At 34.7% G+C, this 13,721-nt stretch carries 13 protein-coding genes and 1 pseudogene; 8 read left to right on the top strand and 6 right to left on the bottom strand.

All coding sequences use genetic code 11. The annotated features are described in order from the left end of the window. The 3 genes from C9E89_RS11920 to C9E89_RS11930 form a co-directional block, all read left to right on the top strand. Positions 1-330, top strand: a 330-nt coding sequence (locus tag C9E89_RS11920) for a hypothetical protein (RefSeq protein ID WP_228199028.1), incomplete at its 5' end; no start/stop codon positions are given. A gap of 1 nt (position 331) precedes the next feature. Then, positions 332-1,057, top strand: a complete 726-nt coding sequence (locus C9E89_RS11925) for a hypothetical protein (protein WP_107008562.1) — start codon at positions 332-334, stop codon at positions 1,055-1,057. After that, complete coding sequence (locus C9E89_RS11930) at positions 1,057-1,341, top strand: DNA-binding protein (RefSeq protein ID WP_107008563.1); 285 nt, start codon at positions 1,057-1,059, stop codon at positions 1,339-1,341. Before C9E89_RS11925 ends, C9E89_RS11930 begins: the two co-directional genes overlap by 1 nt. Here C9E89_RS11930 and C9E89_RS11935 read toward each other — a convergent pair. Further along, a complete protein-coding gene (locus C9E89_RS11935; RefSeq protein WP_107008564.1) occupies positions 1,338-2,357 on the bottom strand; it encodes a tyrosine-type recombinase/integrase in 1,020 nt (339 codons plus the stop codon). The two genes, C9E89_RS11930 and C9E89_RS11935, sit on opposite strands and share 4 nt — an antisense overlap. A 564-nt stretch (positions 2,358-2,921) precedes the next feature. Between C9E89_RS11935 and C9E89_RS11940 the strand changes: the two genes are divergently transcribed. Then, positions 2,922-4,379 (top strand): SulP family inorganic anion transporter, encoded by a 1,458-nt coding sequence (locus tag C9E89_RS11940; protein WP_107008565.1) that lies wholly within the window; start codon positions 2,922-2,924, stop codon positions 4,377-4,379. 153 nt (positions 4,380-4,532) lie between these two features. On the opposite strand, the gene C9E89_RS11945 is transcribed toward C9E89_RS11940, so the two are convergent. The 4 genes and pseudogenes from C9E89_RS11945 to C9E89_RS11960 form a co-directional block, all read right to left on the bottom strand. After that, positions 4,533-4,718, bottom strand: a complete 186-nt coding sequence (locus C9E89_RS11945) for a hypothetical protein (protein WP_107008566.1) — start codon at positions 4,716-4,718, stop codon at positions 4,533-4,535. Beyond that, entirely contained in the window at positions 4,715-6,424 is a 1,710-nt protein-coding gene (locus C9E89_RS11950; protein WP_107008567.1) for an FAD-dependent monooxygenase, read from the bottom strand. The genes C9E89_RS11945 and C9E89_RS11950 overlap by 4 nt, the downstream gene beginning before the upstream one ends. 299 nt (positions 6,425-6,723) lie before the next feature. Then, a pseudogene (locus C9E89_RS11955) lies at positions 6,724-7,782 on the bottom strand (MFS transporter); the annotation flags it as partial. Positions 7,783-7,838: 56 nt separating this feature from the next. Beyond that, complete coding sequence (locus C9E89_RS11960) at positions 7,839-8,618, bottom strand: IclR family transcriptional regulator (protein ID WP_107008569.1); 780 nt, start codon at positions 8,616-8,618, stop codon at positions 7,839-7,841. Between the two features lie 384 nt (positions 8,619-9,002). Between C9E89_RS11960 and fahA the strand changes: the two genes are divergently transcribed. From fahA to C9E89_RS11980, 4 genes are all read left to right on the top strand, one after another. Next, the gene (fahA, locus tag C9E89_RS11965; RefSeq protein WP_107008570.1) at positions 9,003-10,286 is read left to right on the top strand and encodes a fumarylacetoacetase; all 1,284 of its coding nucleotides are present in this window, start codon (positions 9,003-9,005) and stop codon (positions 10,284-10,286) included. A 12-nt stretch (positions 10,287-10,298) separates the two neighbouring features. Further along, a complete protein-coding gene (maiA, locus tag C9E89_RS11970) occupies positions 10,299-10,949 on the top strand; it encodes a maleylacetoacetate isomerase (RefSeq protein ID WP_107008571.1) in 651 nt (216 codons plus the stop codon). Between the two features lie 20 nt (positions 10,950-10,969). Then, a complete protein-coding gene (locus C9E89_RS11975) occupies positions 10,970-11,530 on the top strand; it encodes a VOC family protein (RefSeq protein WP_107008572.1) in 561 nt (186 codons plus the stop codon). A 276-nt stretch (positions 11,531-11,806) separates the two neighbouring features. Further along, entirely contained in the window at positions 11,807-12,187 is a 381-nt protein-coding gene (locus C9E89_RS11980; protein WP_107008573.1) for a DUF805 domain-containing protein, read from the top strand. A gap of 289 nt (positions 12,188-12,476) precedes the next feature. On the opposite strand, the gene C9E89_RS11985 is transcribed toward C9E89_RS11980, so the two are convergent. Continuing rightward, positions 12,477-13,448: a formylglycine-generating enzyme family protein gene (locus C9E89_RS11985; RefSeq protein ID WP_107008574.1), complete on the bottom strand. Its 972-nt coding sequence runs from the start codon at positions 13,446-13,448 to the stop codon at positions 12,477-12,479. Between the last annotated feature and the right edge of the window lie 273 nt (positions 13,449-13,721).

Below are 13,721 nucleotides of genomic sequence, written 5' to 3' on the forward strand. Positions count from 1 at the left end.
GTTGCTCCAGATGGATTTTTCTTGATGGATATTCATTTCACAGAAGATGATGCAGTGGCAGTTTTTGCACGTGAAAAACTATGGTCTGTAAATATTCCTGAAGAACCTGATTCAATACTCTTACACCCAGTGCCTTCGCAAGAAATCGGCAATCAACTTGTTGAAAGATTGAAGAAAGAAGCTGCAAAGCGATTTCCAAAAGTTGGTCAATGTATTGCTGATGCTATTACTTTGGAAAATTGGAATGGTACTCAAGAAGATCATAAAAAGTATCTTCAAGAAAATAAAGAATGGTGGATTGAAACTACTTTTTTAGATGAGGTGGTGTGATATGGATATTCAAAAAATTAAAGAATTGGCTCTAGCAAATGGTTTCTCATTAAAAGAGCAAGCTAGTGGCAACATGGATCTACACTCTTATGTGTATGAATTTGCTCAAGCGATTGAAAATGAGGTTTTGGCACAAGCTCGTAGTGTTTTTGGTCAAAAATCTACAATCCAAAAAGAAAAAAAGCTTTTTAATGAATATTGGCATGAAAATAATTTACCGTTTGAAGGTGAAGAAGAATTTAAAAAGTATGCATGGCAAGCTGCCAAAGCCCAAGCAATACCTAAACTTAATAAGTGCTTCAGTTACGATGGTAACAATTATGAATTTCACAACACTCTAGCTGAAGCAAAACATGAAGCTGAGCATGCTATTGAATATTTTAGAGATTGCCTTGCTGATCAACAATTAGATCCAGAATCCGATGGGAATTTTCAGCGTGTTAGTTATGGCGTTGTTTTAACTGAATCTGGTTATTCAGTTGATCATGTTGTTACACAGGAAGATGTAGATAACGGCACTTACTCTTATGATGTAGGCACTGAAATTATGTCTTTGTTTTTGAATGAAAATCAGAGCGTACCTGAAGGTTTTGTTTTATTGAGTTATGAAGATGTGACTAGATTAATGAGAACTATAGATTTCTTGGGTGTAAAAGCACTTGGTGATAAATATATAAGTTTTTCTGAAATTCATAAAATTGTTGAGGAATTGCAGGAGCAAGGTTGATGAGATTACCCAAATACGTTATCACTCTCGAGTGTGACACACCTCCGCAAGTTGTGCTTGGACAAAACATTGGTGGTGGTATTGTTAAAGAGTTGAAAGAGATTGATGTCGAACTAGTTACAGCAGCTCAACTTGCTAAAGCTTACAATCTAAGTGTTAATACAGTTCGAGATAAATTAGCGAACATTAATCAAGGCACCAAAGGTAAATTCCTTTACAATCCAAACCATGCACATACCCTATTAACACAAAAAATCAGAAGAGGTAGACCGAGAGCTAATTAGCTCTCGGTTTCATTAAACATTTCTACTAAATCTTGAGCATCTGGGTTGTAATAAGTATTAATTAGTATATTGATTGTTTTATGACCCGTTATTTTCGCTAATACCTCCACGGGTAATTTTCTTACCTTAACCATTCTTGTAATTGCTTCATGTCGTGTGTCATGAAAATTAATATTATTTAAACCCGCCTCGTTTCTTACTCTAATCCATGTTCCACTTAAAGAATCTTGCTTTACAGGAACAATACTATCTTGATCTGGCGGTATAAGATCTAAAAGCCTTTTAGCCTCTTTAGACAGTGGTACATTTCGGGATTCGCCATTTTTAGTCATTGGTAGAAATATAAAGCCATTCTTTATGTGCTCACGCTTCATTGCTAGTATTTCACCTCGCCTCATTGCAGTTTCAAGTGCAAATAACATAGCCCAACATGTATAGTGCATTACCCTAGTTGGTTTTGTGGTGGTATCCCACTTAAAAAACTTAATTAATCTTTCTTGGTCTTCAATATTTATTCTCTGACTACGCCCTTTTCCTTTGTCTGGCTTTACAACGGTTTGCCAAACATTATTCTCAATTAAAAACAATTCTTTTTGAGCGTATGTAAAGATAGAGGAAAACATCGCAAATTCTCGCAATGCCGTACTGCTTTTAATTTCTTGAATACGTTTATTTCGCCAATTAACAATGTCATTTGGCTTGATGTCATAAATTGACTTTGTTGCAAGGTTGCCAAGAATTTTATCGATATTATCTAATTTATTTCTAATCACATATGCAGACTTTAATTTACAGCCTTTCTCTAGATAATATTTTTCACAAAGTTGTTTGAAAGGGTATATAGGTTTTATTCCTCGCTCTTCTTGAACTTTACCAGTTTTTAACTCTAATAATTTTAAAGCAGCCCATTGTTCACATTCTTTTTCAGTATCTCTTGTAGCGCTAATTCTCTTTCCATTAAACATTAATTCAATACGAAAAGAATTACCTCTTTTACGGGGTTTTGGAATTTTCATTTCTGGCGTAATTTTGGCGTAATAAACTTACAGTTATTCTTATTTTATAGTAAAAATAGGTAAAATACTCATCTTTTAGTGCAACATAAATGACAAAAAACTTGTTCTGAAAAATTAGTTACTAACATAAACTATTGATTATATTAGTTATAATAAATTAATAAGGCTTTAATAGTAATGTTTACAGTAATTTTATCCTTAACATTGTTGATGTAATGTTCATGTATATATCTAAAGATAATTACAGATTAAATATAAATTAATCATCATCTTGTAACACAAATGACTCCCCATTACTTTTTATTACCACACCCTGATATACACATAGATTGATGGTATTTTGAATTTTTTATCTCATTTTTTACATAGATCACATCATGATTCAATGTTATTCTTATGCATGAAATTTCATTCAATTCATTTCTTTTATGACGATTACGCCACCTTAAGTTTTTTTACTTTTAAATCGTAAAGAACTCATCACAATCTAGTGATGTGGTGTATACACTCGTCTTTTTATATCACATCACTAGTCTATTAAAATTCCCAAAATTAGGCTGTCTTATGTTTTCTAATGTCCGAGAACAATGGTTCTCTAACATCCGTGCAGACTTGCTTGCAGGTCTTGTTGTTGGGCTTGCCCTTATTCCTGAAGCAATCGCATTTTCAATTATTGCAGGTGTAGACCCTAAAATTGGTTTATATGCTTCTTTCTGTATCGCTGTTGTTATTTCATTTGTAGGTGGTCGCCCTGCCATGATTTCGGCTGCAACAGGGGCGATGGCATTACTCATGATCACTTTAGTTAAAGAACATGGTTTAGACTATTTATTTGCTGCAACAATTTTAACAGGCATGATTCAAATTTTAGCTGGTTATTTAAAACTGGCTAAAGTCATGCGCTTTGTTTCTAAATCTGTAGTCATTGGCTTTGTGAATGCCTTAGCAATTTTAATTTTTATGGCACAAATGCCTGAACTTATTCATGTACATTGGCATGTTTATGCTTTGCTTGCACTGGGTTTAGTGATTATTTACTTATTTCCATATATTCCCAAGATTGGAAAATTATTTCCTTCTCCGCTTATCTGTATTCTTGTGGTCACTGCTATTGCGCTGATGTTTGGAATTGATGTTCGTACTGTCGGAGATATGGGGGCACTACCCGATACATTACCTATATTTTTAGTCCCGAATATTCCATTTAATTTTGAAACACTGATGATTATCTTACCCTACTCAGTGGCACTGGCTGCTGTGGGTTTACTTGAGTCTATGATGACAGCAACAATTGTGGATGAAATGACGGATACTTCTAGTAATAAATTTCAAGAGTGTAAAGGACAAGGTATTGCCAATATTGCCTCTGGCTTTATGGGTGGAATGGCAGGTTGTGCAATGATCGGTCAATCTATGATTAATGTAAAATCAGGTGGACTCACACGTTTATCAACCTTCTCAGCAGGTATATTTCTTTTAATTTTAGTTGTTTTTATCAGTGATTGGCTGAAAGTTATTCCTATGGCAGCATTAGTGGCTGTGATGATTATGGTCTCAATCAGCACATTTGACTGGAACTCGATTAAAACATTTAGAACCAATCCAATGAGTAGTAATATCGTGATGATTACAACTGTCATGATGGTCGTGCTAACTCATAATCTAGCATTGGGTGTATTCACAGGTGTGCTTTTATCCGCTTTGTTTTTTGTAAATAAATTAAAAAATCAAGTTCGCATTGAATCAACTTTGGAAGGCAACAACCGACTTTATACCCTACATGGTCAAATATTTTTTGGTTCTACTGAAAGCTTTTTACACGCTTTTGATTTTAAAGATCATAGCCAAAATATTATTATTGATTTGACTCATGCACATATTTGGGATGTGAGCTCTGTTGCTATGTTAGATTCAGTCATCAATAAATTCCAGAAAAATGGAAAATCTATCACAGTGAGAGGTTTAAATACGGCTAGTATTCAAATGATGAATCAATATAGTGTTTCTTCTATCAAAGTTTAAAAATAAACAGCAAAAATCCTTCAGATCAACTCAATTGTATTTATTTTTCTGTCATTCATCGTAAAAATAAGAACCCCTAAAAACACAGGGGGTCATTCTACTTAATATTAAAAATCTATTTTTTTAACATCATATAAAGGTAGAAATATTCAGTTAATTTTCAAAAATTTTAGCTTGATTAATTAACTGTAAAAAAGTTGCTCCATCTTGAATTTGATTCGCACTTAATAAAGCCAATTTAACTAAAAATAGCTCTCTCTTCTCCGCTGGAATTGCATCAATACTTTCAGCTAAATAATCATATACTTTTTCTAAATCCTGAATTGAAATTGTACTCATGCCACCGCTCCTTGTGTAAATAAAGTATATTGATTAAATGTTTCAGTGATTGCCTGTTTACGATACTCTAACCAACGACCATTAATATGATGATCAGGGCGAACCAAATAAATCGTATTAATATCAGAAAATAATCGTTCAGTTAAAACATCTGCTGTAATACTCAGACAATGATCTACACCTTTTACATAGACATCATCCAACATTAAAGCAATGATTTGTATTGGAATACCGTGTTCTTTTAAGCGATTTACCTCATTGACTAAATCTACGTTTAGTTGTCCATTTTGTGTGAAAGTTACAACAGAAAACCGTGCAGACAAATGATCATATAAGAATGAACCATCATCAAATTTTATATTTGGAATCAATGCACCATTTTCCATCAATTCATTCATTTTTGTATTATCATCAAATTGGCTATTCAATAGCGAATGACTATATGCATGTGGACGAGAAGTACGCCAATGATATAAAGGACGTACAAATTCATGTTCAAGTGATAACGATAAAACTGCATTACGAAGTAAGCGGAAGCCCTCTGTCGGTGGTGCCATGAAACGAGTTGACTTTCCTGCCTCAGCAATAATTTCACGTACAGCACTGATACGATCAAAAGAATAGCTTTCTAGTAGTTTTTCTGGTGCCCAGCCTTGAACAACTGCTGCTAATTTCCACGATAAATCTTGAGCATCTTGAAAGCCTGTATTGGCTCCACGTACACCAAAAATCGGTAATAAATGTGCGGCATCTCCAACAAACATAATACGATTATGAACATAATGGTCTAGGGTTAAAGCACGTGCAGAATATACTGTACTCCAGTCCATTTCCCATTCTAAATGATCCATTCCAATCATTTTTAACTGGTCATTGACCGCTTTATGTAAATTTTCTGCTTTCAAAGCTTCTTCTGGTGTAATCATTGGATCTAACTGATAATCGAAACGCCAAATATGATCTGGCTCACGATGCATAAGAATAGTATTTCCTGGATTCCAATCTGGAGAGAAAAAGGCTAAGCGTTCTGTTGGATAATCCAAATGGATACGAATATCTGCAATGACAAAACGCCCTTCATAACTCGCACCTTGCATTCGTAATTTCATACGCTCCCGAATCGGTGAACGTCCTCCATCTGCAGCAATAAGCCATTGGGTGCTATGTTGATATTCACCTTCTGGTGTATGGATAGTCAGCGTTACTATATTTTCATCTTGTTGATGATCAACGACTTTATTCCCCCAACGTAGTTCAATGTTGGGTTGTTCTTGGATGGTTTCTAATAAGTAATTTTCCAACCAATTCTGCTGTAAATTATTGAGTGGCGCAAATTGATCGTGCTCACTAACAGGCGATTCCATACGGAATGCAACTTGACCCTTATAGATCGAATTACCATGTGTCCACGGCAAAGCACGACTCATAATACGCTTTGCTGCCCCAGCATTTTGTAAAATTTCCATTGAGCGTTTGGTATAAACAAGTGCTCGACTACCTTCTGATAATTGTAATTCGGAAGACAGCAATATTACCTTGATTCCTTGCTTTGCAAGTAGTAATGCTGTTGTCATACCAATCGGTCCAGCACCTACCACAGTAACCGTTTTTTCTTCTGTTACAATATCTTGAGTAGAATGAAAGTGTGGATAAACTTGATAATCATAATAAAGAGACTGTCTTGGTGTAGTCGTTGGAAAATGCATATTAGACTCCTTGTCATATAAATAATAAATTAAGATTTTGCTTCTGATGCTATTGCGATTGTGTTCGCATTACCTGTCATAGATAAATAAGATGTTTTATGAATTGGTGTACGATACTTTTGACTACCATGCAGACCATAAGCATATAAACCCAATAAAAGCACAGTAAATATCGAACAAATGATCCAAACGAAAGTAAATGAATGTGTTGCTGTTGCAATCATGGAAATAGCAGGAACTCCAAGGGCTATACCTAAAGTTTGAAAGCGTAAACAAATCCCATAAACTTCCCCATAATGATTGGGTCCATAGGTTTTAGAGGCAATCACAGCAGGAGTAACGGTACCAATACAATTACCGATTCCCCAAAACATTACCCCCATTAAACCAAGTCCCCACATTTGAGATGAAGTCGTGAACATGAAAGGGATACAGGTTAAAAGTACAGATACGGCAACAGCACTCGTCGTGACTAAACAACCAAATTTGTCATATAACCAACCTAAAATAATTTTGGCAAAAATCATAATGCCTAAACTAATCACCAAAAAACTGGCAGCTTGTTGCATACCAAAAGTATTTTGTAAATACACAGGAAGTTGAAGTACGATTCCACCACCAACAAAACCCACTAAAAATTGTGCAGCCAACATAGACCAGAAGAAAGGCTTTTTCTTCAATATCTTAGGGTCTATATCAACCAAAGTTAGTTTTGACTTAGATGAGACTTCAAGCTTTGAATGAGTCAAATCAGCACCTAATGCCTTTAAGCCCATGCTTTCTGGAGAGTCTTTAATCAATATACTAATCAGTAAGACACCACCTACAAACATCATGGCAGCGACAGTTTGATAAGCAAAAGTAAAACCAAAATACTGAATACAATAAGTAATATATTTACTTAACAACATCCCAAAGAATGCACTTCCAGAAAGTGCAATACTCATTGCTAGACCTTTTTTCTCAATAAACCAACGATTTACAAGAATATTCGGTGGAATAAAAGTTAAACCTGTAGAAAAAAAGCCAAATAAAGCTGCTACAACATATAAAGCAACCACATGTGTAACCATGGAAAATGCCGCATAACTGAGACAAAATCCTGTTAAAAAAATCAATAAAGCTTTTTTTGTATGTTGCTGTAAAATTTTTCCAACTTTTGGTGAAAATAACATCACAGTGATATTAATAATGGTTGAACACAAAGCAAATTGTGTTGCACTCAAACCCACTTCTTTGGTGAAAGCATTTAAATAAATATTAAATGTTGTAATCGTCAATGCTAATGCTGAACCAGAAACTGCCATTAAAGCAATTACAATCCACCAGCCATAAAAAATTTTTGTCGATTCCTTCATTGTGCTTTCCCTAGTTTCTAAACTTTAAACTCAAGGAGAAAGCACATCTCGCTCCTTTATCCTTGAGTAATATATTTTGTTAAAGCTTCTGCTGTTCCTTTTAAAGCCTTAATTTTTTCATGTTCAAAATCGATAGGTAATTGTGCTTCACTACCTAAAGCCGCGATACAAAATTCAATTTCATTGTGAATATTAAAAATTGGGACACAAATCGCATTTATACCTACCAACATATCGCCCGAAACAGTCGCAGCACCTAAACTGATAATGTTCTGTTTCATTTTTTGAAACTCAATCCAATTACGAGGATAAACTTCCTGTTTCTGTGACTGTTTTTCTTGCCATTCTTTTTCTAGCAATGGTTTAACAATGCCCTCCGCCATAAATGCAGCATAGGTACGACCAGTTGCAGAATTTAATAATGGCATCATTGAACCAACTCGTGTAATGACAGAAACGGGCTGATTTGGCTCAATCCATTGCACAATCAATGGTCCTTGCGGTGTCCATTTACTAATCTGCAAACCACACTCAATTTTACGATGTAGCTCATAAATCATCGGTTGGGCAGCCTGAATAATGTCTGTTCTCTGAATACAACTCAGTCCCAAATGCCAAGCTTGATCGCCAAGTGCATATCGTCCGTTATCTAGTTGTTTGGCATAGCCCATACGAACCAAACTCACAACATAGCGATGAACTTTTGCAGGATGCATTGATAATGTTTCCGCAAGCTCTTTGAGCATCATAGGCATACGCTGTGCAATTAATGCATCAAGTACCACCAACCCAACTTCTAAGGATTGCACGCCACCTTGTGCTTTTTCTTCAGACATTTGTCTTTTACTCCCACTTTAATGACCAGCATTCTACTCGAAGCCTGCTGATTTCAAAGTGATAAAACACAAGAAATTATCATGATTAACGTTAAAGCAACTCCTATTTTCAGCATCTCAATATTAAAAATTACGAATAACGTAATTAAATTGTGTATTGCGTAATTTGTGAAAATGAGTATGATAGGATTAATCGCAAAAATCAAGACTCCTGAAGCATTTGATCAAAAAAATACGAATCGAATTTAAAACCATGATTTAAAAGATTTTTATTTTTTTAACCATACAATCTCACTCAGTAGCTTGATAAATAAATGCGTTTTTAATACTCAAAAGTAAGCGTACATCAAGTGGATTACTTCATTTTTAGACAAGGACATGCAAATGACTAAGCAATTAAAATCATTTATTGACGTCGCAAAGGACTCAGATTTTCCCATTCAAAATTTGCCTTATGGCATATTCAGCCAAACGCAGGATGGTGAACGCCGTGTAGGCGTCGCATTAGGTGAATGGGTCGTTGATTTATCAGTATTAGAAGCTCATGGTTTTTTAAAAATTCAAGCGGGTGAACAATTTTTTAATCAGCCTACACTGAATAAATTTATTGCTACAGGTAAATCGCATTGGTCTAATATTCGTGCTGAATTACAAACTTTATTGTCTGCTGACCATGCAACGCTACGTGATCATCAGACATTACGTGATCAAGTATTTTTTAAACAAACCGATGTCTATATGCACTTACCTGTTCAAGTGACAGGTTATACCGATTTTTATTCCTCTAAAGAACATGCCACCAATGTAGGCTGTATGTTCCGTGATCCTAAAAATGCCTTATTGGCAAATTGGTCAGAACTACCTGTGGGCTATAATGGTCGTGCCAGTTCGGTTGTTGTTAGTGGAACTGATATTGTTCGTCCTTCAGGTCAAATTAAACTCCCTACAGAAGAACGTCCAATATTCTCTGCTTGTCGTAAGCTTGATTTTGAACTTGAAACAGGCTTTATTATTGGTCAATCCAACCCATTAGGCATACCTATTTCAATTGAAAATGCATGGGATCATATTTTCGGTATGGTTCTATTTAATGATTGGTCTGCACGTGACTTACAACAATGGGAATATGTGCCTTTAGGTCCATTTAATGCCAAAACTTTTGCTTCATCTATTTCACCTTGGATTGTGACTTTAGAAGCGCTTGAACCCTTTAAAACGCATTCGCCAAAACAAGAACCACAACCGTTGAACTATTTACGCGAAGATCATAGTAGCAACAGTTACGATATTCATTTATCTGTTGAGTTAAAAGCTCAACATGCTGAAGTTGCAGATGTCATTAGCCAAACCAATTTTAAATATATGTATTGGTCTATGGCACAGCAATTGACCCATCACACGATCGCTGGTTGTAATGTCCAAGTAGGAGACTTGATGGGTTCAGGCACTATTTCTGGTCCAACACCTCACTCCTATGGTTCATTATTAGAAATCACTTGGAATGCAACTCAACCTCTGACTTTGTCTAATGGCGAACAGCGCAGTTTTCTACAAGATGGCGATACATTGATCATGAAAGGATATTGTCAAAAAGAAAATTTACGTATTGGTTTTGGGGAAGTATCAGGAAAAGTATTACCTGCGCTTAGCTTTAACTTTGCATCATAAGAGAATATCAATATGAAACTGTATGGATATTTTCGAAGTTCAGCAGCTTATCGTGTACGTATTGCTTTAAATTTAAAAGGTTTAAATGCAGACTTACTTTCAATCCATTTAGTTAAAAATGGAGGAGAACAACACAGTGCAGCGTATCGTCAACTTAACTCAAGTCAATTGGTTCCGACTTGGGTTGAAGATGAAAATGAATGCAGTTTCATCTTGACCCAATCGCTCAGTATTTTGGAGTATTTAGAAGAAAAGTTTACAGATATTCCATTACTTCCCCTAGATTTACAACAACGTGCTTTGATTCGTGCTTTTAGTCAAAGTATTGCTTGTGATATTCATCCACTGAATAACTTACGCGTCTTGCAATTTTTAAAACATCAATATGAAATTTCAGATGAGCAAAAAATGCAGTGGTATAGACATTGGGTGGATATTGGTTTTTCGAGCTTAGAAAAGCAATTACAACACTCAAATGGACAATTTTGTTTTGGTGAATTGCCAACTTTTGCCGATTGTTGCCTCATTCCACAAGTATATAACGCATTACGTTTCAATATTGATTTATCAGCTTATCCAAAAATTCAATCGATTTATCAACATTGCAACACACTTATTGCATTTCAAAATGCTGCACCTGAACAACAGGCTGATGCAGTATAATTTTATAAGGATATTCATTTATGACCATTCAAGTCGAAAAGATTCATCATGTTGCTTATCGCTGTAAAGATGCCAAAGAAACCGTAGAATGGTACAAAAAAAATCTAAATATGGACTTTATTTTGGCATTTGCTGAAGATTATGTACCGTCAACAAAAGCTTTTGATCCATATATGCATCTTTTTTTAGATGCAGGTCATGGCAATGTCTTGGCATTTTTTGAATTACCTACACAACCTGAAATGGGACGTGATGAAAATACGCCTAAATGGGTTCAACATATTGCGCTCAAAGTGAAAGACCGTGCAGCATTAATTGAAGCCAAAGCACATTTAGAAAATAATGGTATAGATGTATTGGGTATCACTAATCATGGTATTTTTCATTCTATTTACTTTTTTGATCCTAATGGGCATCGTTTAGAACTCGCTTATGATGATGAAAAAGCACCTGCTAAAATTGCCATGATTACAGAAGAAATGAAGCATGAAATGCTAGAGCAGTGGTCAAAAACCAAACGTGCGCCTCATCATACTCATTTTTTACATGCCGATGAGTTAGCGCAAAAAACTGATGCTTAAACTCATGATGAACTGAAAAATAAAATACCAAAACCTAGTTAAAGTAAGACAAGCTCTTACTTTAACTTTGATTAAAAATTTTGATCACTTCACTTTTTTACGATGATGATCCTGATATATTGAATCTACGATTACATAAACACAATAATTATTATTAAATCAATCTTAAAAAATGAATAAAAATTTTATTACAATAGAGAGCCTTATATTTTGCTTTTTTGCAATATATAAAAATTAATATATTTAAAAAATCATATGAAAAAAGTGAGAAAAATAATGTCAAATTTGAACAAACCCGAAAGTCAATATAATCCTTTAGATTGGTTTATTAAATGTCTAAAAAATTATGCCAATTTTTCAGGTCGCGCACGTCGTAAAGAATATTGGTTCTTTGTTCTTATACAATTCATTCTCTTGATTATTGCAGGTATTTTAGATTCTGTAATTTTCAAAAAACCTTTTATCTTTTATACCATTACTGCACTTGGTTTATTTATTCCTGCTGTTGCAGTAGGGGTACGACGTATGCATGATATTGGACGTACAGGATGGTTATTATTACTGAGTTGTATTCCTTTGATTGGGCTTATTGTGCTCTATTGGCTTGCGAGTAATACATCACCTGAAACGAATAAATGGGGACAACCTGCTAAATAATTTGGTCATCTTATGATTTAAAAACAACTCAGTCTAATCTGTCGAACTATAGTAAAAATCGATATTTCCACAGTTTAGACTGAGTTTTTTAATCACGCTTTTTTGTTACATCTATATTGAGCTGAAACGATAATGCAAAGCATCATACAGTAAAGTAAAAGCCCTCTTCTTGTTTCACGTGGAGCCATTGACTCAATGAGGAGTTGACCGAATGAAATAATAATTCCATGAATACATATCATTTAATTTATTATCTCATTCATACAATTTATACAATAAATTGTTTTAACTATTTAATTTTTTTCACTGTTCTAAAACCAACATGACTAATCCCTAAGTCAGCTTCTTGTGAATGTCGTGCAGAAGCACGATAACGCATACAATAATTGGATGCACATAAAAATGATCCTCCTTTAATTGTATATTGATTAAATGTTGAAGCTTGATGTGACTTTAACTGTTGTACTCCCATATGATCATCATGTGTGCCTGAAAACGGACTATTGGTATATTCCCAAACATTTCCAATCATGTCATATAAGCCAAAACCATTGGCAGCAAAGCAACCCACTGGTGCAACATCCGTAAAACCATCTTTACTGTCATTTTGATAAGGAAACTCGCCTTGCCATACATTGGCATTGATATGTTCCAGATCTGCACTCACATCTCGCGCTTTCGTAAAACCTTTGGCTGCATATTCCCACTGTTCTTCTGTAGGAAGTTCATGTCCCAACCAATCTGCATAAGCAATCGCATCTTTCAGCGTAATCATTCGAACAGGTTCATTGGGTAAAATTTGACGACTTGCATTTTCTCCCCAAGGCTTTTTCCAAGATGCACCTTTAACCAAAGACCACCAAGCTAACTCTTTGACTTGTCCTTGTGGTGGTATAAATACAGCAGCTTCACCTTGTTTTTCAGCTTCAGTGATATAGCCTGTTGCTTTAACAAAGCTTTCAAACTGCGCGTTGGTGACTTCGGTTTCATCCATCCAGAAATCTGTAACAGTCCGCTCACTTTGGTACAATGCGCGTTCTTCAGGATAACTTTCATTATTTCCAATTTGGAAAGTACCCCCTGTAATTTTTACCATACCTGCTTCAGGTTTTTTCATCCAGTTTTGAGGCAATCCAGAATACTGTTGGCATTGGGTTTTTCCACCTAACTTAACTTCTTTAGAGATTGAAGTCGTTTTTTCACTACAAGCTGTTATTAGTAAAAATACTACAGGTAATGTTAGGTATTTAAAAAAATTCATCGTCCTTGATCTCTTTTCCGTTCATATCAATCATTTAATCGCTTTATTGCTTGAACAAATATGTATTCAAAAATAAAGCCCTTAATCTAAACACATTTTTTCAGTTTAACGATATTTTTTTAAATTATTTATCTCATTTTTTTAAAAATCCAGATCAACCATTATTATTTATAAAAATTTGATTTTTCTATCTTTATTTTAAACATAATAACAATTCAGTGACACAACACATGCATTAATTTATATTATTTATAGACTAATTTTTAATCTTAG

The sequence above is a fragment of the Acinetobacter sichuanensis genome, from assembly GCF_003024515.2.
Classification (GTDB): Bacteria; Pseudomonadota; Gammaproteobacteria; order Pseudomonadales; family Moraxellaceae; genus Acinetobacter; species Acinetobacter sichuanensis.

Coding starts and splice junctions, on each gene's coding strand:
- C9E89_RS11925 (WP_107008562.1), top strand. CDS start 332: ATGGATATTCAAAAAATTAAAGAATTGGCTCTAGCAAATGGTTTCTCA.
- C9E89_RS11930 (WP_107008563.1), top strand. CDS start 1,057: ATGAGATTACCCAAATACGTTATCACTCTCGAGTGTGACACACCTCCG.
- C9E89_RS11935 (WP_107008564.1), bottom strand. CDS start 2,357: ATGAAAATTCCAAAACCCCGTAAAAGAGGTAATTCTTTTCGTATTGAA.
- C9E89_RS11940 (WP_107008565.1), top strand. CDS start 2,922: ATGTTTTCTAATGTCCGAGAACAATGGTTCTCTAACATCCGTGCAGAC.
- C9E89_RS11945 (WP_107008566.1), bottom strand. CDS start 4,718: ATGAGTACAATTTCAATTCAGGATTTAGAAAAAGTATATGATTATTTA.
- C9E89_RS11950 (WP_107008567.1), bottom strand. CDS start 6,424: ATGCATTTTCCAACGACTACACCAAGACAGTCTCTTTATTATGATTAT.
- C9E89_RS11960 (WP_107008569.1), bottom strand. CDS start 8,618: ATGTCTGAAGAAAAAGCACAAGGTGGCGTGCAATCCTTAGAAGTTGGG.
- fahA (WP_107008570.1), top strand. CDS start 9,003: ATGACTAAGCAATTAAAATCATTTATTGACGTCGCAAAGGACTCAGAT.
- maiA (WP_107008571.1), top strand. CDS start 10,299: ATGAAACTGTATGGATATTTTCGAAGTTCAGCAGCTTATCGTGTACGT.
- C9E89_RS11975 (WP_107008572.1), top strand. CDS start 10,970: ATGACCATTCAAGTCGAAAAGATTCATCATGTTGCTTATCGCTGTAAA.
- C9E89_RS11980 (WP_107008573.1), top strand. CDS start 11,807: ATGTCAAATTTGAACAAACCCGAAAGTCAATATAATCCTTTAGATTGG.
- C9E89_RS11985 (WP_107008574.1), bottom strand. CDS start 13,448: ATGAATTTTTTTAAATACCTAACATTACCTGTAGTATTTTTACTAATA.